Origin of the sequence: Paraburkholderia sp. SIMBA_054 (genome assembly GCF_046534875.1) — a bacterium.
Classification (GTDB): domain Bacteria; phylum Pseudomonadota; class Gammaproteobacteria; order Burkholderiales; family Burkholderiaceae; genus Paraburkholderia; species Paraburkholderia hospita.
Genome location: NZ_JAWRXV010000084.1, coordinates 24,333 through 41,381 on the forward strand (window position 1 = coordinate 24,333; position 17,049 = coordinate 41,381).

The 17,049-nt window shown below is 59.5% G+C and carries 30 protein-coding genes and 1 tRNA gene; 13 read left to right on the forward strand and 18 right to left on the reverse strand.

Features of this window, described 5'->3' with window-relative positions:
- Positions 1-283 precede the first annotated feature (283 nt).
- On the forward strand, positions 284-1,285 hold the full coding sequence (gene dusA, locus SB822_RS49320) for a tRNA dihydrouridine(20/20a) synthase DusA (RefSeq protein ID WP_090838831.1): 1,002 nt from the start codon (positions 284-286) through the stop codon (positions 1,283-1,285).
- 92 nt (positions 1,286-1,377) lie between these two features.
- Positions 1,378-1,453 (forward strand) — tRNA-His (locus SB822_RS49325).
- 83 nt (positions 1,454-1,536) lie between these two features.
- Here SB822_RS49325 and SB822_RS49330 read toward each other — a convergent pair.
- From SB822_RS49330 to SB822_RS49345, 4 genes are all read right to left on the reverse strand, one after another.
- The gene (locus tag SB822_RS49330; protein ID WP_090838891.1) at positions 1,537-2,751 is read right to left on the reverse strand and encodes a hypothetical protein; all 1,215 of its coding nucleotides are present in this window, start codon (positions 2,749-2,751) and stop codon (positions 1,537-1,539) included.
- Positions 2,720-2,947, reverse strand: a complete 228-nt coding sequence (locus SB822_RS49335) for a DUF4224 domain-containing protein (protein ID WP_090838893.1) — start codon at positions 2,945-2,947, stop codon at positions 2,720-2,722. Before SB822_RS49335 ends, SB822_RS49330 begins: the two co-directional genes overlap by 32 nt.
- A gap of 336 nt (positions 2,948-3,283) precedes the next feature.
- Positions 3,284-4,321: a phage Gp37/Gp68 family protein gene (locus SB822_RS49340; protein ID WP_090838895.1), complete on the reverse strand. Its 1,038-nt coding sequence runs from the start codon at positions 4,319-4,321 to the stop codon at positions 3,284-3,286.
- Positions 4,322-4,633: 312 nt separating this feature from the next.
- A complete protein-coding gene (locus SB822_RS49345) occupies positions 4,634-4,954 on the reverse strand; it encodes a hypothetical protein (protein ID WP_090838898.1) in 321 nt (106 codons plus the stop codon).
- A 35-nt stretch (positions 4,955-4,989) separates the two neighbouring features.
- Between SB822_RS49345 and SB822_RS49350 the strand changes: the two genes are divergently transcribed.
- On the forward strand, positions 4,990-5,250 hold the full coding sequence (locus SB822_RS49350) for a hypothetical protein (protein WP_090838900.1): 261 nt from the start codon (positions 4,990-4,992) through the stop codon (positions 5,248-5,250).
- Positions 5,251-5,264: 14 nt separating this feature from the next.
- Here SB822_RS49350 and SB822_RS49355 read toward each other — a convergent pair whose 3' ends face one another.
- The 6 genes from SB822_RS49355 to SB822_RS49380 all read right to left on the reverse strand — a co-directional run bounded on the left by SB822_RS49355 (position 5,265) and on the right by SB822_RS49380 (position 8,111).
- Positions 5,265-5,504 carry a hypothetical protein gene (locus SB822_RS49355; RefSeq protein WP_090838902.1) on the reverse strand — a complete coding sequence of 80 codons (240 nt, stop codon included), beginning with the start codon at positions 5,502-5,504 and terminating at the stop codon, positions 5,265-5,267.
- The gene (locus tag SB822_RS49360; RefSeq protein WP_090838904.1) at positions 5,501-5,764 is read right to left on the reverse strand and encodes a helix-turn-helix domain-containing protein; all 264 of its coding nucleotides are present in this window, start codon (positions 5,762-5,764) and stop codon (positions 5,501-5,503) included. The genes SB822_RS49355 and SB822_RS49360 overlap by 4 nt, the downstream gene beginning before the upstream one ends.
- Entirely contained in the window at positions 5,761-6,291 is a 531-nt protein-coding gene (locus tag SB822_RS49365) for a hypothetical protein (protein ID WP_090838906.1), read from the reverse strand. Before SB822_RS49365 ends, SB822_RS49360 begins: the two co-directional genes overlap by 4 nt.
- A gap of 30 nt (positions 6,292-6,321) precedes the next feature.
- Positions 6,322-6,528, reverse strand: a complete 207-nt coding sequence (locus SB822_RS49370) for a hypothetical protein (protein WP_410858163.1) — start codon at positions 6,526-6,528, stop codon at positions 6,322-6,324.
- Complete coding sequence (locus SB822_RS49375) at positions 6,518-6,697, reverse strand: hypothetical protein (protein WP_090838910.1); 180 nt, start codon at positions 6,695-6,697, stop codon at positions 6,518-6,520. The genes SB822_RS49370 and SB822_RS49375 overlap by 11 nt, the downstream gene beginning before the upstream one ends.
- Positions 6,698-7,187: 490 nt before the next feature.
- Positions 7,188-8,111, reverse strand: a complete 924-nt coding sequence (locus SB822_RS49380; RefSeq protein ID WP_322790650.1) for a hypothetical protein — start codon at positions 8,109-8,111, stop codon at positions 7,188-7,190.
- Between the two features lie 79 nt (positions 8,112-8,190).
- On the opposite strand from SB822_RS49380, the gene SB822_RS49385 reads away from it, so the two are divergent.
- The gene (locus SB822_RS49385; RefSeq protein ID WP_143055831.1) at positions 8,191-8,412 is read left to right on the forward strand and encodes a hypothetical protein; all 222 of its coding nucleotides are present in this window, start codon (positions 8,191-8,193) and stop codon (positions 8,410-8,412) included.
- A 2-nt stretch (positions 8,413-8,414) separates the two neighbouring features.
- On the opposite strand, the gene SB822_RS49390 is transcribed toward SB822_RS49385, so the two are convergent.
- The 8 genes from SB822_RS49390 to SB822_RS49425 form a co-directional block, all read right to left on the reverse strand.
- Positions 8,415-9,122: an ASCH domain-containing protein gene (locus tag SB822_RS49390; RefSeq protein ID WP_090838914.1), complete on the reverse strand. Its 708-nt coding sequence runs from the start codon at positions 9,120-9,122 to the stop codon at positions 8,415-8,417.
- A 196-nt stretch (positions 9,123-9,318) separates the two neighbouring features.
- Positions 9,319-10,158 (reverse strand): YfdQ family protein, encoded by an 840-nt coding sequence (locus tag SB822_RS49395; protein WP_090838915.1) that lies wholly within the window; start codon positions 10,156-10,158, stop codon positions 9,319-9,321.
- A 45-nt stretch (positions 10,159-10,203) separates the two neighbouring features.
- Positions 10,204-10,536, reverse strand: coding sequence for a hypothetical protein (locus SB822_RS49400; RefSeq protein WP_410858164.1), 333 nt, complete (start codon positions 10,534-10,536; stop codon positions 10,204-10,206).
- Between the two features lie 29 nt (positions 10,537-10,565).
- Entirely contained in the window at positions 10,566-10,730 is a 165-nt protein-coding gene (locus SB822_RS49405) for a hypothetical protein (protein ID WP_158660497.1), read from the reverse strand.
- 143 nt (positions 10,731-10,873) lie between these two features.
- Entirely contained in the window at positions 10,874-11,077 is a 204-nt protein-coding gene (locus tag SB822_RS49410) for a hypothetical protein (protein ID WP_090838918.1), read from the reverse strand.
- A 5-nt stretch (positions 11,078-11,082) separates the two neighbouring features.
- Positions 11,083-11,274 carry a hypothetical protein gene (locus SB822_RS49415; RefSeq protein WP_143055832.1) on the reverse strand — a complete coding sequence of 64 codons (192 nt, stop codon included), beginning with the start codon at positions 11,272-11,274 and terminating at the stop codon, positions 11,083-11,085.
- A gap of 367 nt (positions 11,275-11,641) precedes the next feature.
- On the reverse strand, positions 11,642-11,908 hold the full coding sequence (locus SB822_RS49420; protein ID WP_090838920.1) for a hypothetical protein: 267 nt from the start codon (positions 11,906-11,908) through the stop codon (positions 11,642-11,644).
- Positions 11,909-11,935: 27 nt separating this feature from the next.
- On the reverse strand, positions 11,936-12,904 hold the full coding sequence (locus SB822_RS49425) for an XRE family transcriptional regulator (RefSeq protein WP_158660496.1): 969 nt from the start codon (positions 12,902-12,904) through the stop codon (positions 11,936-11,938).
- A 13-nt stretch (positions 12,905-12,917) separates the two neighbouring features.
- Between SB822_RS49425 and SB822_RS49430 the strand changes: the two genes are divergently transcribed.
- From SB822_RS49430 to SB822_RS49470, 9 genes are all read left to right on the forward strand, one after another.
- Complete coding sequence (locus SB822_RS49430; protein ID WP_090838923.1) at positions 12,918-13,235, forward strand: transcriptional regulator; 318 nt, start codon at positions 12,918-12,920, stop codon at positions 13,233-13,235.
- Between the two features lie 105 nt (positions 13,236-13,340).
- The gene (locus SB822_RS49435) at positions 13,341-13,739 is read left to right on the forward strand and encodes a helix-turn-helix domain-containing protein (RefSeq protein ID WP_090838962.1); all 399 of its coding nucleotides are present in this window, start codon (positions 13,341-13,343) and stop codon (positions 13,737-13,739) included.
- 1 nt (position 13,740) lies between these two features.
- Complete coding sequence (locus SB822_RS49440) at positions 13,741-13,932, forward strand: hypothetical protein (protein WP_090838925.1); 192 nt, start codon at positions 13,741-13,743, stop codon at positions 13,930-13,932.
- Positions 13,933-14,094: 162 nt separating this feature from the next.
- A complete protein-coding gene (locus SB822_RS49445) occupies positions 14,095-14,379 on the forward strand; it encodes a hypothetical protein (protein WP_090838927.1) in 285 nt (94 codons plus the stop codon).
- Between the two features lie 13 nt (positions 14,380-14,392).
- Positions 14,393-14,704: a hypothetical protein gene (locus tag SB822_RS49450; RefSeq protein WP_090838929.1), complete on the forward strand. Its 312-nt coding sequence runs from the start codon at positions 14,393-14,395 to the stop codon at positions 14,702-14,704.
- On the forward strand, positions 14,701-14,961 hold the full coding sequence (locus tag SB822_RS49455) for a helix-turn-helix domain-containing protein (RefSeq protein ID WP_158660495.1): 261 nt from the start codon (positions 14,701-14,703) through the stop codon (positions 14,959-14,961). Before SB822_RS49450 ends, SB822_RS49455 begins: the two co-directional genes overlap by 4 nt.
- 11 nt (positions 14,962-14,972) lie before the next feature.
- A complete protein-coding gene (locus tag SB822_RS49460; protein ID WP_167449591.1) occupies positions 14,973-15,974 on the forward strand; it encodes a helix-turn-helix domain-containing protein in 1,002 nt (333 codons plus the stop codon).
- Positions 15,971-16,186: a hypothetical protein gene (locus tag SB822_RS49465; RefSeq protein ID WP_090838935.1), complete on the forward strand. Its 216-nt coding sequence runs from the start codon at positions 15,971-15,973 to the stop codon at positions 16,184-16,186. Before SB822_RS49460 ends, SB822_RS49465 begins: the two co-directional genes overlap by 4 nt.
- Positions 16,183-16,791: a RusA family crossover junction endodeoxyribonuclease gene (locus tag SB822_RS49470; RefSeq protein WP_244144507.1), complete on the forward strand. Its 609-nt coding sequence runs from the start codon at positions 16,183-16,185 to the stop codon at positions 16,789-16,791. The genes SB822_RS49465 and SB822_RS49470 overlap by 4 nt, the downstream gene beginning before the upstream one ends.
- The last annotated feature ends 258 nt before the right edge of the window (positions 16,792-17,049 follow it).

A 17,049-nucleotide genomic window follows, 5' to 3' on the forward strand; every position in this document is an offset into this window, starting at 1 on the left:
GTCTGTTCGCAACGTCGATGGAATGCAGTGTATACCCCTACTATCGGTTTTTTGTGCCGATAATTTGAAATTACTATTCTGAGATTAGAAACAATGCTGGGAGGCAGGCTGGGCGGGGTTTTGCCGCGTATGCACCCTTATAAGCGGGGCGTCACGACTCGAAAAACCTTATGTAAATCATGGGCTTCCGGGGTTGCTGCGGCGCAAAATGAGGGGTTTGGGGCGCGCTTGCGGTAAAATTGCGGGCTGAATTCACGCTGTTTTCTTTCTGGTCCGCTGCCTCATGTCTTCGAAGCCTGTTTCCAGTCCCCGTCGCGTATCCGTGGCGCCCATGATGGACTGGACTGATCGCCACTGTCGCTCGTTTCACCGCACGCTGTCGCGGCACACCTGGTTGTATACGGAGATGGTGACGACGGGCGCGCTGATTCACGGCGACGTCGAGCGCCACCTTGCGTTTACCGCCGACGAAGCGCCCGTCGCCCTGCAACTCGGCGGCAGCGAGCCGGACGATCTGGCGCGCTCGGCGAAACTCGGCGAGCAGTGGGGCTACGACGAGATCAATCTGAATTGCGGCTGTCCGTCGGAGCGTGTGCAGCGCGGCGCATTCGGTGCGTGTCTGATGAACGAGCCGCAACTCGTCGCCGATTGCGTGAAGGCGATGCGCGATGTGGTGTCGGTGCCCGTGACGGTCAAGCACCGGATCGGCGTCGATGACGTCGAAGACTACGCATTCGTGCGCGACTTCGTCGGCACGATTGCCGAGGCCGGTTGCGAGGTCTTCATCGTGCACGCGCGCAATGCGATCCTCAAAGGCCTCAGCCCGAAAGAGAACCGCGAGATTCCGCCGCTTAAGTACGACTACGCGTATCGGCTGAAGCGCGATTTTCCGCAGCTCGAGATCATCATCAACGGCGGGATCAAGACGCTCGACGAAGTCGAAGCACACTTGCAGCATGTGGACGGTGTGATGCTGGGCCGTGAGGCGTATCACAACCCTTACGTGCTCGCCGATGTCGACGCGCGTTTCTACGGCTCGACGGATGCCGCGCCGACCCGCGAAGAAGCGGAAGCGAAGCTGATCGAGTACTGCCGCGCCGAACTCGCGCGCGGCACGTATCCGGGCGCGATCGTGCGTCATGCGCTGGGGCTGTATCGCGGCGTGGCGGGTGCGCGCGGATGGCGGCGCGTGCTGTCGGACAGCAAGAAGCTCCAGGCGCGCGATCTCGCAATTTTCGACGAAGCGCGACAGCATTTGCGCGAACCCAGCGAAATCTTTGAATAAAGGGCTTTGCAAATACGGTTCGTGTTTGTATAATCTCGCTTCTTCGTTGCTGAGCGCCGCTCTGCGGCAGGCGGCGAAGATGTAGTGCAGTGGTGGCTGTAGCTCAGTTGGTAGAGTCCAGGATTGTGATTCCTGTCGTCGTGGGTTCGAGTCCCATCAGCCACCCCAAAAGATTCAACTGCATCAAGCAGTTAGGCAAACGAAGCCGTTCCGGAATGCGAAATTCGGAACGGCTTTTTTGTTTTCGGAATCTACTCCGTCGCTTTCGCGACCTTCACCTTGCGGCGATCGTAGTGTCGCGCCGTGGTCGACGGGCTCGCATGGCCGGCAAAGTCGTATGCGTCCGGATCGCTATTTTCGAGCTTCGTTGTGATTGCAACGGGCCGGATGTCTAGCATCGAAAAGTAGGCGGGGTGGTTCGTCAGTTGCAGATCCATGCCGCCATGAATCGGACTGTTGACCCGGTTCGCGATCCGCTGCGCTGCTTCGCGCATCTTCTTCGCCTCAAACTCTTTCGCGATCGCCGGATCGAACGAGCCGATGTATGTGTACATCGCGTCTTGCCAAACCGATCCCCAGCCGCTCTTCGAATACGGCTGCCCGCGGCGATTCGGAAACAGGAACAGGCTCGCCACCTTGCGATCACGCTTCGCGCGCTCGACCACGACACGCAGCCGCGTCGACCAGTGGCGTAACTTCAGCGTCTCGCTTTCTCCCTTCTTGCGCTTTGCGTTGACGACCTTCACGCCTGCGCCCGTGATACCTGACATGTGGTACGGGCGGATCTCTGCCGCGCGGAACCCGGTCAGGTAGCAGAACATCGCTGCGAGTCCCATCGTCCGATAGGCCTGTTCCTGCTTCAGTGCCCAGAGATAGAAGCGGACGACCTGCGAACGCTCGACGGTGCGCACGTCCTTCTCAGCTTTGTTCAGCATCATCCCGACGAACGGGTTGGCCTTAATGACGCCCCAGCGAATGGCGTAATTGCAGATGGTCTGCATCAACGCCAGGTCCTTGTTTGCGCCGATCGGCGCGCCAGCCTTCGCGCGATCGTCGAGGTACTGATAGCCGTGCACCGTCTCCAGCGCTTTCGGCGCCATGCGACCGAAGAACTTCGTGAGACGATCGTACGCACCCTCGCGCACTGCAAGACCTTCCTTCGACTGGTCGCGATAGTGTGTCGGTGCGATGTCGGTCTTGAAGCGATCGATCATCTCGGCGACCGAACCGGCGATGACCTGGCCGGCTTGAATGTCGAGCGCCTTCCGCTTCGCGCTGCGCTCCGCGACAGAGATTGCATGGCGATCGCCGCGCGGTGCGGTGCTCAAAGTCTCGCTCCGGCCGTCCGGGTACTTGTACCAGAACGAGACTTTGCGCACCCCATGGCGCTTATAGAGTCGATCGATGCCGGTCGACTCGTTGATCTGTTGCTCGTCATGCGAAGGCTTGGCGGTTCGGCGCGGCATCGTATTTCGTTGTTTTCGATTCATTAGAGAGACCGAGCTTCTGGTCGCGATACGCGCGCGCGACCTTGGGCAATCCGTTCTTGTCGACGACGAATCGCCAACGGTTGTTTTCGAGCCAGTGCGTCATGGCTGCGCGCTGGTTCGCTTTGCAGCCGACCAGGTCGGCCAGCTCATGCGCGGTGAGATAGTCGCTCATCGATACCCCATTGTTTTCTCGTTGTTTCGATTACCCGTTGTGCTGCTTCAAACATGCTAGATTTAATAAGTGCGTCTCTCAGGTGAGTGACATGGAACCGTGCAACGCTTGTAAAACACTGTCTGGAAAGCTGTCATCCACACCACCTCACGGCGACCTGTACGCAATGGGCCGCGGGATCTTCGGATACCCAAACCACCCGACGAAGCGCTACGATCAGTACAGGTGCACCGTATGCGGTAACTGGATGCATCGTTGCACTCACGATGGCGATCCACCCGGCGTATGGTCCTTGCGCGACCCTGGCGCCTGTAAGGCAATCTCGGACGGACCATCTCAACCTACCGTGCCCTGAGGAAAAGCATCATGGGTGCGGCCGTCTAGCTGGCGGCCGGCCAGCTTCTTGCCGACCTTCACCATGCCGTATGCTTTCTCGGCGTCCGCATAACCTTCGCGATGCCAACTCGGCTTCGTCAGCACTCCATCGAGGTGCACCCACTGGGCAGCGTTGCGCGCCATGTCGCAGTCGTGGTGTCCGTTCTCCGTCGATGCAATCTGCCATTCGCCCCATTGCTTGAACAGGAACGGTACGCCAGCGGCGGCGCACTGATCGCGCAGCGACAAAGCCCAGTCCGGATGCATTGGCCGCGCGCCGTGGCCGCTCTCGCCGCCGACGATGACCCAATCCAACCGAGCGCCGATGATTCGCGGGCGGACTGCTACATGCTGCGTCGAGTAGACGATTTGGCCGCGCAGGGCGTCTAGATCGGACTCGTCTCCATGTGCGAGTGCGTCTAGTTTGACCGGCCCGAGCAACGGCTCCATCGACAAGAATCGAACACGCGCGGGCACTCCCAGAAGCTTCGGAATATCGCGGTCGGCGTCGACTTGGTTGACGATCGTTGCGCCGAGCCAGACGTTGAAGGGAAGGCGCGGCGATTCGAGGCATTCGAGATCGAACCGACGCTGAGCCGTCTCGCTGATCATCGGCATGACGTTGCCGATGCGCTTCGTCAGCAGCAGCCAGTCGAGATCCTGTGTCTTCTCGATCAGGTCAAACAGATCGGCACGCCATGCTGGATCGACGGCGTTATCGAACACGTCAGCGAGCGACGCACAGAAGACACGTTGGCGGCGGCCGTGCTCAGCGTAGAACGCGTCAGCCTGCGCGTTCCACTGCAACGGCTTGCGCCAATTCGCAGGCGACGTGCGGCGCCGCGGCGCGCCCGGTCCCCAGTTGATCGCGGTACCGCCCGCGAAACGAGCGTTGCGCGTCTCGGCATAGCAGTGATCGCAACCGGGGCCAACCTTCTGGCAACCTTCCCACGGGTTGAACGTGTGGTCGGTCCACTCGATTTTGCTGTTCTCGCTCATGCTAGGATTCCCCAAGAAACCGAACGGAGGGTGCGATGCAGGTTTTCTCGTACAAAGGCCGAAGTGTCGAATGCACAGCGCAATCGCAGAAGCGCAGTAAGGTTGAGACGTACGGTTTCCTTGGTCGAATTATTTTCGCGTCCGATCAAGCATATCCATCTCCGTGGGTTTTCGATTCTGCGGCTGGAGAGTCGTACACGACGCCAGAACTCGCGGAGCTCGCGTGCTACGAGCGCGGCAAGGAAATTATCGATTCGGAGGGGTGGGGGGGTCATTAGGCCATCCTCCAGGTTATCGGGACCGCGACGCGCTTCATGCCTTATCTCCCTTCTCTGCGGATGCCGCGATAGCGGCGTCGATAATGTCGTCGAGCTTTTTGCCGTGGTACATCTCGACTAATTCCTGCGCGCTCATGTTCTTGATGTTGCGCAGCCACCGATAACGCTCCGCATCCTTCGCCATTGCGCTGTCAGCGACAGGGGCGGCGTAGAGAGGCAGCACGCGCCAGCCTTGATTCTCGTAGTGCTCGACGGTGGGCTTCTTGGATGTGAGGAAAGCCAACGCGGGCTTCTCGCCTTCAGGTGACGAGCATTCCCACGCAACCGGCTCCAGACTCTTGATGTTGTCGGTCATGCTAGGGTTCCTTGATAACCACGGTGGAGGCAGCTATGACGAGCCAGCTTTCCGAATACCGCCCCGGCATCGAGATCCATGCGAACGTGCCGAATACTCCCGGACAAACTAGCTTCACCGGGTGGATAGTGATCGTCGATAAAACGAACGGTTCTCATGTCACAGAGACCCGGGTCACTCCGAAGTGGGCAAACCCCGCGCACACCGCAGAAGAGGCGTGTCGAATCCTGATTAAATATGGCAGGGAAGTGATCGAGGGAATCGCCCATGGCGGTGATTTCGTCAATAACGGTTGACGAAGAGGTTTGCATCACGCCACACCTCCTTCAGCGCTGTCGCTGGCTGCGAGACGGCGTTCAAGCTCTTTGATGCGGGCTGCCTGCGCGACCATCGCCGCGGCAGGATGATCGGGCAGCGGGCACCAGCCCGGCATAACTTCACCGGCGTCGAGTTCTTGTTGCACGACAGAGCAGTCGTAGATCCCACCGCTGCCGTACTGCCTTTTCGGGCATTCCTTGCAGCCGCGAATGATTGCGAGAACCTTGATCACGCGCCCTCCTTGTCGCTGGCTGTGGCGCTATCAGAGGCGCGCTTGACGCGCTCCGATTCCAGCGCTGCACATGCCATCATGTTGACGTTGAGCCCGAGCGCAACGGCGAACCGCGCCGCGTACACAAGGCTCATCTTGTATCCCTTGCCGTTTTCAAGTTCCCACACGTAGGACTTGGACGAGCCTGTAGAGTCGGCCACGTCTTCAAGCGTCATGCCAAGGGCTTCGCGGCGCGATTTGAGAAGTTCGCCAAGGGTCATTTCGCTGCCCACTCTTCAAAGAGGTTTCGCGCAAAGGCTTGGTATGTGAACGGGATGGTTCGATTGAAAACGGCGGTTATCTGCGCCTTCGACAGCTTCTGCCCGCTAGCGGCTGGAGGGGCGGTGTAGAGCGCCGTCATCTGATCTGGTATGCCATCGGCGCCGGTGAAAACTTTCGCCCATCGTTGTCCACCGCTCCTCAACCGCTCGACATCGTCCGATAGGCAATAAGCTACCGGCTCTGCCGCCGCTTCGGATGCGCGGGCGGATAGTGCGGCGCGCAATTCACGAGTCTCGCGTGCCATTTCCACCATTTCGAGCCGCGCACCTTCCGGGTTGGCCAAGATCATTTCTCGCGTTGCATTCCGCATCGCTTCCCGCGCTCCAGCATCGACGGCTGGCGCGGAAGGGGTGAGAACCGGAACCAGCACGTTTGCGATCCGATCGCGCAGCTGCTGCGCGCCGTGGAACTCGACGGCGATGTCGCGAACTTTATTCACGAGCGCGGCGATTTCGTGGTCTTTCATGGTTATCGTTGTCCTTGCGGTTAGATCAGATCAGGCGGCTTCGGGCGTGATCTTCACGCGGTAGCGGCCTTCGTCCAGGTTCACGATGATCTCGGTGTCGCCGATGGCGATCAGGTGCGCTACGGCGCCGTTGATGCATTGCGCCGTCACGTCCTGTTTGCTGGTCGCGACGCCGTCTTTTGCCTTGCCGATATAGATTCGGTGCGTCAGCGGAGACATCCACATTTCAAGAGGCATCGTTGTCGTCCTTTTGGTCTGGGAAAATAGGTTCCCATTGGCCGTTCAAATACACTTCCTGTGCTCCGATCGTGATCGTGCTGAACCACATCGAGCCGGGTTCGGCTATGCGCCACTCCTGAGCCGCCTCGTCGAACAGACGTACCGAGCCTTCGCGTAGATCATTCATTTGTCGGTGCTCGTTATCAGGTTGCGCAGCCACTGCGCGGCGTATGGGTCGATCTCGTTGTAGTAAGCGGCGCCCGCCATTCATTTCTTCCTCTATGCCTCGATTGCGCTGCAAGGGTGTGAACCGACAGGCATACCGATTGCGCGCCCCATTCGTCTCGCATACCGGCGATCACGTGAAATTGGAACTGTCATGCACGTGCGATACAAACCCTGCGCGCCATATCGCGGCTTCACAATTGACATAGAAGTCACTGCCGACACGGTCGTATCGCTTGAGGGATATGACCGGCGATATTTCGTCTCTTGGTCCATCCTCTCGTCGGATGGCAACTCCGCGCCGATCGCAAGCCTTCCCGAGAAACTCGATTTCTTTTCGCCCGATGCCGCTTTTTCATACGGCGAGAGCCGAGCACATGCATTCATCGACGGTTGCCTTGGACGCCCGTGTACGGAGGGCGAGGAGATATAGAGGTGTTGTATGTAGGCACTCATGACGCAACCTCATGAGCCGACACCACTTGTCTCCTGACCTCTGAGGCTCGCGTCTGCGAGCAGCCGAGGTATTTACGGATCTCCGTGACTGTCCCTCGAAGTCGTCCAGCCTCGATCGCCGCCGCAACGCGAGTAACGTCATCGACGGTCTTCACGGGCGCCGATTCCGGCTCGATCGCTGGTTCGGTAACGGCGTTACTCGGTTCCGTGACCGGCGTTACTGCCGCGCCAGTATTGGGTTTTAGCGATTCAACCGGGCGCAGCGCGAGCAGCCAACAGAAGCACGCGACTGCTTCTAGTACTGCCGCGAATGCGAGACCGGCGATCAGATCGACGCGACCTGACGGGATGCCGAACGCAGTCACAGCGCCCGTTACCGGGTCAGCGACGGCAGCGGCGCGCGCGGCGTCGGCGCGGTCCTGCGCGGCTTCCTGACGCTTTGCCTCGGTCGCCTCGACGTCGATCGCATCCAGCCGAGCGGCGAGCGTCGCGCGCTCAATGCGCAGGCTCGGGCACGGTTCGGCACAGCGGCGCTCGGTGACTCGGGCCAGTCGCGCCACGACTGAGGCGCGGTCGGCGGCGATGACTGCGGGGTTGCGGCCGGTCGTCTCGACTGCCGGGACGGCTGCCGCGCGCACCTCGCCAGCATGCTTCTGAGCCAGGAGGAAAAAGACCGCGTGACCGTAGCAGGTGGCCGCCATGCAGCCGATCCAGAGCACGACGCCGACTAGCCGAACGCGCCAGCCATGCGAACGGATCAGGGCAGGGAGCACGTGAGCGGCGACAACCAGCACGACTCCGACGGCGATCCAGAGCACCCGCTCAGCCAGAAACCCGCCACGCTGCCAGCCTGCCATTACTGACAGACACGCAGCAGTCAGGGTCGCCGGGACTGCGAGTAATGCCGGTTGCGCTCTCATTGGCATGGTCATGTCTCGGCGATCAAATTAGGCTGAATTTAGGCGTGGTACTCTCGATGACTACCATTTGGAGGTCACCATGGCCGAACGAACGGTTCGTGCTGGCAAACACGAATTCAAGATTGCTTCCGTGGCGCTTACCGATGGAGGCTTTACAGCGACGATCAGCTACATCAAACATGAGCGTGATGGGAAATCTGAAAGTCGAGTCGAGAGCGGACTGCGCCACGAATCTGAAGATGAGGCGCTGAGCGCGGGCGAGGAGACAGCACGACTGATGGCTGAGAACGTTCGAGACTGACATCAGTTGATCCTCGTGAACTCAACTACCCAGACCCAAGGGTTAGCATCCCAGCCGAAGCCGCGTGCCGCGTTGAGGCTGTCCCAGAGCGTCCAGAACGAATCACGGGCGTTGAGGCAGACCAGCTCGTCGCATTGCGCGGTTGACCGCAGGTAGTCTTTCCAGTACTCGCCTTCGTTGCGCAGGCTCTCGACGCCTTCAGCCGCTGCGTCGGCTTCCGTGATGTCCTGCAGCCGCTCGACGCGCACGCCAGTCACTTCGAGCGTGATGCGCGACGCCCAGCGCGGCATGTGGATCGACGGACGCCACGGTTCGCTGTCGCGAGCTTGCGTTGCCTGGAATTCGACGCGGCGGCAATACTGTTGGTCCGGTACGTATCGAGCGACGCCCAACTCGGTCGTCTTTCCGGGCGGGTTAATCGCGACGACGCCGCGCCACGTCTCGCGCACCCACAGACGGTCGCCGGGGGCGCCATACGGGCACCTCTCATAGCAGGCCGATCCGTCTGGGTGGATCGATGGGTGCCGGAATCCCGCCCAGAATTCACCGCGTGAGGCCTCGTATCCGAGGTCAGTCGAGTACTCGCCGCTGGCGAAGTAGTCGCCGGTCGTCCACGGACGCGATTTGACGACGCGGCGCGTCTGCGTCTTGCGACCGTCGAGCAGAGCGCGCACCATCGGGCCGCTGAAGAGAATCGGACGTTCTTTCATGGTCGTTCCGTGTGACCTAAACTGAATTTGCTCTGCCGCGAGACCTGCCAGCGTCCGGGGGGATCTGGTAGCTCTCAATCGATCGCTAATCAGGACGATCTGTTGACTGCGGCAGAGTCCTCCATCTCGTTCAAAAAAGAGAGGGTCGGGACTGCACCCTCAAATCGCCGGCTCGGGGGAGCCGCCGCACTCGCAGTTACTCGGGGGAGCCCAGCAGAATCGTTGTCGACGTCTGCTCTTCGATTTGCGACCAGATCGAGCGGAAGGCAGCTTCGAGCACCTTGTGCGGGCGCACGAGCTCGTACCAGATGGTCAGATTGCCGTCTTTGATGCGGTACTTGACGCGAGCTTCGACGGCCGAGGGCTGACCGTTTTCGAACACCGGGATTTCGAGCGTGATCTGCGACGGCATGGCGACTTTGTTGCCGGTCGCGTTGACGTCTTCCTTCCAGACGAAGTTGGTGCTGCCGTCCTGCAGGCGAGCTGCCGACACGAAGTTGCCTTCCTTGCTGGCTTCGAAGTTGAGCGCGACGCTCAGCATCGTCGAGCCATCCGGCGTCACGATGTCGGGCAGGTTGTCTTCGATCAGTTCGGCGAACTGCAGCTGATTGAGGCCCTTGCGATCCGAGCCCGTCCAGATCTTCCATTCGCGCGAGGCCGGTACCGGGAACTCGACGCGATAGCCGCGCCAGTTGGCACCCTTGGATGGATCGCCGTCACCGGCATATTCGTATGCCAAGTGATCGTCGATGACGCCGAGGATCTTCGCCGGGTCGAGGGACGCGTAAATCAGGCTCTCGGGGCGCTTTTGGCGATTGAAGTAGTTCACGAAGCTTGTTGCGTCGCGAAGTTTCACGACGCCGGTCACTCGCGCCGGGTTGTTGAACACCTCGTCGACGATCTGAGCCTTGTAGCCTTCCGGCACGATCACGAACGGCTTGCCATCCTGCAGCGGGCTCTTTTGTGCGCCGGCCAGCGAGGTGCCTGCGGCAAGAACGGCGGCGACGTTTTGTTCGCCCTGGAAATCGTGGAGCATGTTTTATCCGTATGAGAGTGAAGGGTGATTGATTGCCGTGCGGGATTAGCCGATCGAGACGGAACGCGGGCTGTCTGCCAGCGAGATACCAGGCAACTCGGTTTGACGCTCGCTGTGACGCGAGAGATTGTTTTCGACGGTCGGGAAGAACACCTCGGCCGTTTCCTTTTCGCGCGGCAGCGTCGCGACGACCTTGCCCGTCACCTCGAGCGCGTCTTGCACTTTTGCGAAGGGCTTCACCTCGAGGGTGATCGTGATCTTCCCGGCCTTGCCGGTGTCGCGGACCATCGCGACCAGCGTGTTGAGTTCGTTGGTCGCCTCTTCGACGACTGCGCCCCCGCGCAACTCCATGAGGGTCTGCGTAAAAGCCTTCTTCATTGCTTTTCTCCGTGATTGAAGGACTGCGCTTATTCGTAGTAACGCGGGTAGGGCGCCGCGTCGCTTTCGTGTTCGTCTTTCGTTTCGAACTGCTGGTCGTACATCGCGCAGCGTCGATTCATCAGGATTGCCGCACCTACCACGATGGCAACGACGAGTAGGAATCCTGAATAGAAGTAAAGGAAGATTTCCATCGGTGAGCCTTTACGGGATCAGGTGCAGCGAACCACGCTGCAGCGTTCAACTTCGGCCGCGCGATGTTCTGACGTGGCGCACATAAGCAGGTAGACGACGATCAACGCGGCTGCACCTGCCCAGATTCGGATTTGTTCGCGCATCACCACACCTTCAGCAGACGGCAGACGCCTTCGACAACGAATGGCAGGGCAGCGAGCATCGCGAAGCAGAGCAGCGGACGCTTCGTCGTGCGGCGCGAGTACTGCGCCAGCTCGGCATCGGTCAGCGGCGGCATAGCGACGAAGTACTCGACTTCGTCGACGACTCGCGTCGCGTAGGAGTGCAGCGGTTGAACGGATTCCATCTCGATCACCTGTGGCTCAGTGAGGGGAGACGCGGACGGCCCTTATCGAAGGCCATCTGGATGTCTACCTTCACGCGGTAACGGACCAGATCAGAGAGGGTGCGGACTGCAATGGAACGACCGACGCGAACCACAAAACGGCAATGGCCGTCGAGGCTCTTTGCTGCTGCACGGTGCATCGCTTTTCTGACGTTCATCTCTCACTCCAGACTATCTGGTGGTGTGTGAGATGCGCTCTAAGTACAAAACACTGCGCTGCAATGTTCTGAGCTTAGGGCGCTCCGCACGTCCGCGCCGGCATCCAGCGCTTGAGATGAAGTATAGAAAAACTAGACAACCGAAGTCAAGAAAATCGAGACTATCTGGGCGAGAAAATTTGTAACAGCGGCGAAAAGCAAAACGGCCCGACAGGATTGGGCCGTTAGTGATTCGCCAGAGTGGGGGATTGTGAATCAGCTTCGCCGCAGCGAATGCAAGGCCGGTGAGCGCAATTGCAGTCGCTATGAACCACTCGAGAAGGGTGGATTCGGTGTCCGGAGATTGGAAAATTCGCGACGGAGGTCACTAACGGATCCCACGAAGGGCCTCCGCCAGTTTGTCAATTGTATCCGACATCGTTCTGTGTATTTTCTTCGAGAACTCAAAGCGCGCACGGTCACCTTCGGTAACGGGATCTCCGCCTTTTGTAGCTTCATCCATCTCCGTCAATACTTCGCCAACGGCCGATTGCAACTCCCCGAACATCTCGCTGTATATTTTCAAGGCGCGGTTAGCTATCGCTAGGTTGCGTTTTAGCTCCGAAATTTCCTTATCTTTGGGGTCTACTTCCATCTGGCGCTCTGTTTGTTCGGTGGACTTTCAATCCGGTCGCCACATTGACGGCTTCGCAATGCCTGCGACGTAATGGATGTGGTCGATGTCAGCTTCCTCGAGCGTGACTTTTCCATGCGCCTCGTTGACGGAGAGCAGGTGATAGCGGCCGGCAGCCTTGTACGCAAGCTCTTTGACCATTACTCGACCGTCCTTCGACGCGACGAGCACCTCGTCGCCAGGCTGAAACGGGTGATTCGGCTCGATGATCACGAACTCGCCGTGCTTGATGCGCGGCCGCATTGAGTCGCCCGAGCATTCGATCGCGTATGCGTTCGGGTCGCTGGTCGGCCAGTCGATGTAACCATCGCCATGACCAACTGGGTATTCCAGTGCCGCCCAAAAACCGTTATCGCCCAGCTGAGCCATGCCTTTCACCGCCAGTGCTTTTCTTTTGCCGAGCGCCTTTGGTCGGTACTCGTCGTTGTACTGGATAGCGGCCTTCTTCTCGCCCACGCGGGCCAGCACCCAGGCGCTGTTGTAGCCAAAAGCGTTCTGGATTGCCACGGCGTCGGCAACGGTGATCGCCGATCCTTTAAGCCAAGATTCCACCCTCTCCAGCGGAATCTGAACTTTAGCAGCAAAAGCTGCCGCATCCATACCCGTTTCAGTAAGCATTTCCTGTACTCGTTCGGCGACGTCTTTCGACTCAAGCGCGACAGTAGGGGAAATGCCCGGCTGAGAGTCCGGCATCGGGTACTTCGTAATGACCGAAATCTCTTGGATCTGAGCATAGCTGGGCTCATGCCTGCCATTTTCCCAAGCAGACACGTTTCCCTTGGTCACTCCCAGCTTTTCGCCGAGCTGTTCTTGTGTTAGGTCGGCTTTCTTGCGGGCGGACCTGATCCAGTTTCTCATTTCCATGCGCGGAGGGTATACAAAATCTAAACCGAGCGGGTCTCGTTTTTCTTTACTTTCGAGTCTACAAAACCTATACTTGGCCGGAAGCTCACTCATTGCCAACCTCCACATGAACAAGCACCCCGTCGCGCTCGCCGCATCTGCCGTTGGTGGCTACAAGGCGCTCGCCGACATTCTTGGCGTTACGAAGGGCGCGGTTCATCAATGGATGTCGGCAGACCGTCGAGTTCCGATCGAACACTGTACGCCGATCGAACAGGCAACCGGCGGCATTGTCACGCGTCAGATGCTGCGGCCGGACGACTGGCAATCGATCTGGCCGGAACTGATCGAGCCGGGCAGACCGGATGCGTCCGACGACGTTCAACCGCCCGTTGGCGGGATCAAGAAGGATAGCAAGATGGCGCGAGCCAGAGCAGTTTCGTAGGTCGGTCATGGAATGAAGGCGTCATTGGGACGCCTTCATTTGAAGCGGTGGCCGAGTCGTAACTCCAGTCGTAAGTCGATTGAATTTTTCAACGGGGACGTATTCATGCAGACACAAGAAACGCCGCACAAGGCACCTGCATATGCCTTGGATCATGCGCCGCCGGACGCTCCGCGTGTGTCGATGCGCTTCCTTCCGCGCGAAGCAATTGCTGCCTGCGCAACTTTCCGTGATGCCGTGCTCCTGGGGTGGAAACACCGAGCCAGGAGCGGCATGACGCAAAGAACGCTGGCCGAGCTGCTCGACGTGAAGCCGTCGCACATGTCGAACATGCTCAACCGAGAAGCCGTCGACCGTCACGGAAAGCCTCGGCAAGATCTGCCGGCGCGCCTGGTCGCTGACTTCGAGCGCGTTGTAGGGAATCGCGCAGTGTCGCAATGGCTTACACGCATGGCGATGCTCACCCTGATGGAAGAGGTGATTCAAAGACAGGAGACTCTATGAAATGACACACGACGAGGCTCTTCGCATAGGCCGACAGGCCGCAGAGGAAGCCCGGAAGCAGGTTGGGGGCAATGACAAAGACGAACTGTTGAAAGGAATTGAACAACAAGCTGCGCAAAAACCCGAAGTGGCAGAAGCATTCCGAGTATTTGGCCATCTGCTACTCGACGCTCATCAGGAAACGAAGCATTGAAGGGATGGCCGCTGAAAACGCGGTCATCTCGACCGGGGATCAGAAGCTGATCTGCAACACAAGGCGATTGAAATGCCAGCCGCCTTCTGTTTCCGATTAGTAGTCCTACGCGGCAGACGCCGCAGGAGATCACCCATGAGAAGCACGAGAAGCATTGCTGTTTTGGGCGCGCTGATGGCGTCCGGGATTGGTGCAATGGCTAGCCGTTCGTTCGGCGGCGACGTTGTCACCATCGGCGACGATCGTCCGCGCACGTCGTCTGTTTCCTCTGCGTTGCGTCGCTACGTCTCGCGCAAGCTGTCGCGATCCAGTCGCAACCACATGCCGCACACCGGCCTAAAGGAGCAGGAGCGCGCAAAGCGCTTCTACATGGTCGACACGCACCCTAACGGCGAAAAGCGTTCGGCGCCGACCATGCAGCAGCACTCAAGCACTTGGTTCTTTTGACCGGAGATCCGCCATGCAGACGGAAATCTACAGTGGCCGCTCGGGCCGCCGCGTCGCCGAGACACAGCAAGACTCCTTTCACGCTTTGGGCGTCAAGGATCTGGCCGCAAAGCAGCGGATGGTTCTCGACGCGTTCGATCACGGTCGGCCGCCGCTGACGCGCGAAGACATTGCGTCGATTACGAACATGAAGCTGAGCAGCGTCTGCGGCCGCGTGCGTGAGCTGCTCGACGCTGAGCGCCTCGTCGTCGTCGGCAAGCGCAAGGACCTCGCCACGCAATCGAGCCAGCAATTGTTGGCTCTCGCGACGAAGGTGATCGCGTGAGCTTCCATCTCGTCAATCTCGCGTGGCAGTGCGACGTGCGCGCGGCGAAGAAGATCGTCCTGCTCGCATTGGCCGACTTCGCTCAGCAATCGACGGGCGAGTGCGCGCCGTCGGTTCGTGTGCTGTCGGCTAAATGCGGTCTGTCCGCGTCTGCCGTGCGCACCCAGTTACACGCCCTGATCGCTGATGGGCTCGTCGAGCTTGTGATCAAAAGTGGTAAAGAGAGCTTCCGTGTGAAGCTGGGGGCGGCCGCGTGAGCGTAAAGATCATGGGCATGGTCTTCGACCGTTATCCGACCGGCGGCGGCGAGATGATTCTCGCGTTGAAGCTGGCGGATCACGCGCACGACGACGGCACCCACATATTTCCCGGCATTGCCAGCCTCGCTGAGAAGACGCGTCAGTCCGAGCGCGCGGTGCAGTACCAGCTACGCAGTATGGAGAAGTCCGGCTGGTTGATTCTCGTCGGCCAGGGGAAGGGCGGTCGTGGGAAGTCCCGCGAATACCGCATCAGTCCTGCATGGATAAACGGTGCAGATCTTGCACCCATTGTGGATAACGAAAAGGGTGAAGAAATTGCACCCATTGATGGCGACGCAAAGGGTGCAAACGTCGACACGAAAGGGTGCAATCCGGAACACGAAAGGGTGCAAAACGCAGCACTAAAGGGTGCAATAGCTGTTGCACCCGAATCATCAGTAACCGTCAAAGAACCATCAGGTAACCGTCAACCCGCGCGACGTGCGTCGCGAATTGCGTTGCATGACGAACTTCTCAATCGCGAACTTCCCGACTGGCTGCCGCGTGAATCGTGGGTCGATTGGTGCGAGCACCGCGAAGCGAAGGAAAAGAAGGTCGGCGTGCCGTGGACGCGACCGGCCGCGAAGGTCTCGGTCAAGAAGCTCACGAAGCTGCACGACAAGGGTATCGATGTCGTTGCTGCAATCGACGAAGCGGTTCTACGTGGCTGGACCGGGTTGTGGGAAGCCCAGGACGCCAGCGAATCCAAGGGCGCCAGCGTGGCTCCGGCGGATTGGTGGAAGACCGCCCTTGGAATCCGTGAGCGTGCGAAGCAACTGGGCGTCGTCGAGCGGCCAGATCAACTGTTCGAACAGTTCAAGGCGAAGGTGTTCAAGGCGGCTGGGCCGGGCGAGTGGCGCGAAGACATGCTGCGCACCGTTGGCCGTGAGAGCGAGGAGCGTTACGAAGCCCTTGATGCCTATTTCAACGACATCCCGCGCGATAAGGCAGCGCTCGCGGAGGCCGCATGACCATCACACGCTTTAACGACCAGATCATCGCCCACGAAGGATTCGAACTGGCCAAGATGCCTGAGGGCGAGCGCGGCTGCATTGGCTGCGTGTTCCTTTCGGGTGAAGAGCCCGGGTGCAATGAGCACGCTTGTTACTCCGGCGCTCTCCCGGACGATCATCCGCTGAGAGGCGCGGCATGGATTTATTGGATTCGCAAGGAGGTTGCGTGACGAGCCGCACGAACTCTATGCGCTATCCGGAAAGTGCCATCCAAGACGGCAAGTTCGGGACGGCACGCGTCGTTGGCTTTGCCGAGCGCGAGATCGAGCGCGTCACGGGGAATGCGCCGGTCCAAGAGCCCGACGACTTCGACCTTTGCACTTTGCACGAGCCGATCGCGAAACGCATGGTGTCATTCACGGTAGATGGCGAGCCGGTGGCGAAGGGGCGCCCGCGCGCGTCGCGCACGGATACCGGTATCCGCATGCGCACGCCGAAAAAGACGAAATCGTATGAATCGAAGATTCGCGCGGCAGCGACCGCCGCGATGTTCGGCGGCATTCCGTTCGGGCGCCCCGTCTCGCTGAAGGTGGAGATTTATCTGCCGATTCCCGCTAGCTGGCCGAAGGCGCGACAGACGAAAGCCGCGCAGGACGTTGTCCGCGCTACGAACAAGCCGGACGCCGACAACGTCGTCAAGGCAGTCAAGGACGCGATGAACGAGATTGTCTACGAAGACGATTCACAGGTGGTCGAGTTGTCAGCCAGGAAGAGATATGGGCGCGAGCCACGCGTCGAGATTGAGGTGAAGGAATTGGATGGGGAGGCAGCGTGATTACCGAAAAAACGACCAATCGCAACCGCACTATGAGCCTGCAACAGCGGATCGTGTGTGAGTTCTTCCAGGCGAACCCTGACGCGACGCGTGTGCAATGCAAAAAGAGCACCGGCCTGTCCGAGAAGTCGGTATCGCAAAAGGTCAGAGCTTTGCTTAAGAAGGGTTATCTCGCTGGCGATCGGCGTTGTTGCATAAATCGGTGTACCGCGCGCCGATCTGACGTTTACGCGCAACGGTAGTGACGGCACCCCTGTT

Excerpts from the sequence above, each read along its gene's own strand:
- SB822_RS49425 (WP_158660496.1), bottom strand. The coding sequence starts at position 12,904 with ATGAGTGAGCTTCCGGCCAAGTATAGGTTTTGTAGACTCGAAAGTAAA.
- SB822_RS49385 (WP_143055831.1), top strand. The coding sequence starts at position 8,191 with ATGGCCGAACGAACGGTTCGTGCTGGCAAACACGAATTCAAGATTGCT.
- SB822_RS49365 (WP_090838906.1), bottom strand. The coding sequence starts at position 6,291 with ATGAAAGACCACGAAATCGCCGCGCTCGTGAATAAAGTTCGCGACATC.
- SB822_RS49390 (WP_090838914.1), bottom strand. The coding sequence starts at position 9,122 with ATGAAAGAACGTCCGATTCTCTTCAGCGGCCCGATGGTGCGCGCTCTG.
- SB822_RS49440 (WP_090838925.1), top strand. The coding sequence starts at position 13,741 with ATGACACACGACGAGGCTCTTCGCATAGGCCGACAGGCCGCAGAGGAA.
- SB822_RS49350 (WP_090838900.1), top strand. The coding sequence starts at position 4,990 with ATGACGAGCCAGCTTTCCGAATACCGCCCCGGCATCGAGATCCATGCG.
- SB822_RS49335 (WP_090838893.1), bottom strand. The coding sequence starts at position 2,947 with ATGAGCGACTATCTCACCGCGCATGAGCTGGCCGACCTGGTCGGCTGC.
- SB822_RS49375 (WP_090838910.1), bottom strand. The coding sequence starts at position 6,697 with ATGAATGATCTACGCGAAGGCTCGGTACGTCTGTTCGACGAGGCGGCT.
- SB822_RS49465 (WP_090838935.1), top strand. The coding sequence starts at position 15,971 with ATGACCATCACACGCTTTAACGACCAGATCATCGCCCACGAAGGATTC.
- SB822_RS49460 (WP_167449591.1), top strand. The coding sequence starts at position 14,973 with ATGGGCATGGTCTTCGACCGTTATCCGACCGGCGGCGGCGAGATGATT.
- SB822_RS49430 (WP_090838923.1), top strand. The coding sequence starts at position 12,918 with ATGAACAAGCACCCCGTCGCGCTCGCCGCATCTGCCGTTGGTGGCTAC.
- dusA (WP_090838831.1), top strand. The coding sequence starts at position 284 with ATGTCTTCGAAGCCTGTTTCCAGTCCCCGTCGCGTATCCGTGGCGCCC.
- SB822_RS49395 (WP_090838915.1), bottom strand. The coding sequence starts at position 10,158 with ATGCTCCACGATTTCCAGGGCGAACAAAACGTCGCCGCCGTTCTTGCC.
- SB822_RS49450 (WP_090838929.1), top strand. The coding sequence starts at position 14,393 with ATGCAGACGGAAATCTACAGTGGCCGCTCGGGCCGCCGCGTCGCCGAG.
- SB822_RS49340 (WP_090838895.1), bottom strand. The coding sequence starts at position 4,321 with ATGAGCGAGAACAGCAAAATCGAGTGGACCGACCACACGTTCAACCCG.
- SB822_RS49435 (WP_090838962.1), top strand. The coding sequence starts at position 13,341 with ATGCAGACACAAGAAACGCCGCACAAGGCACCTGCATATGCCTTGGAT.
- SB822_RS49360 (WP_090838904.1), bottom strand. The coding sequence starts at position 5,764 with ATGACCCTTGGCGAACTTCTCAAATCGCGCCGCGAAGCCCTTGGCATG.
- SB822_RS49410 (WP_090838918.1), bottom strand. The coding sequence starts at position 11,077 with ATGGAATCCGTTCAACCGCTGCACTCCTACGCGACGCGAGTCGTCGAC.
- SB822_RS49415 (WP_143055832.1), bottom strand. The coding sequence starts at position 11,274 with ATGAACGTCAGAAAAGCGATGCACCGTGCAGCAGCAAAGAGCCTCGAC.
- SB822_RS49345 (WP_090838898.1), bottom strand. The coding sequence starts at position 4,954 with ATGACCGACAACATCAAGAGTCTGGAGCCGGTTGCGTGGGAATGCTCG.
- SB822_RS49370 (WP_410858163.1), bottom strand. The coding sequence starts at position 6,528 with ATGCCTCTTGAAATGTGGATGTCTCCGCTGACGCACCGAATCTATATC.
- SB822_RS49405 (WP_158660497.1), bottom strand. The coding sequence starts at position 10,730 with ATGGAAATCTTCCTTTACTTCTATTCAGGATTCCTACTCGTCGTTGCC.
- SB822_RS49420 (WP_090838920.1), bottom strand. The coding sequence starts at position 11,908 with ATGGAAGTAGACCCCAAAGATAAGGAAATTTCGGAGCTAAAACGCAAC.
- SB822_RS49330 (WP_090838891.1), bottom strand. The coding sequence starts at position 2,751 with ATGCCGCGCCGAACCGCCAAGCCTTCGCATGACGAGCAACAGATCAAC.
- SB822_RS49400 (WP_410858164.1), bottom strand. The coding sequence starts at position 10,536 with ATGAAGAAGGCTTTTACGCAGACCCTCATGGAGTTGCGCGGGGGCGCA.
- SB822_RS49380 (WP_322790650.1), bottom strand. The coding sequence starts at position 8,111 with ATGAGAGCGCAACCGGCATTACTCGCAGTCCCGGCGACCCTGACTGCT.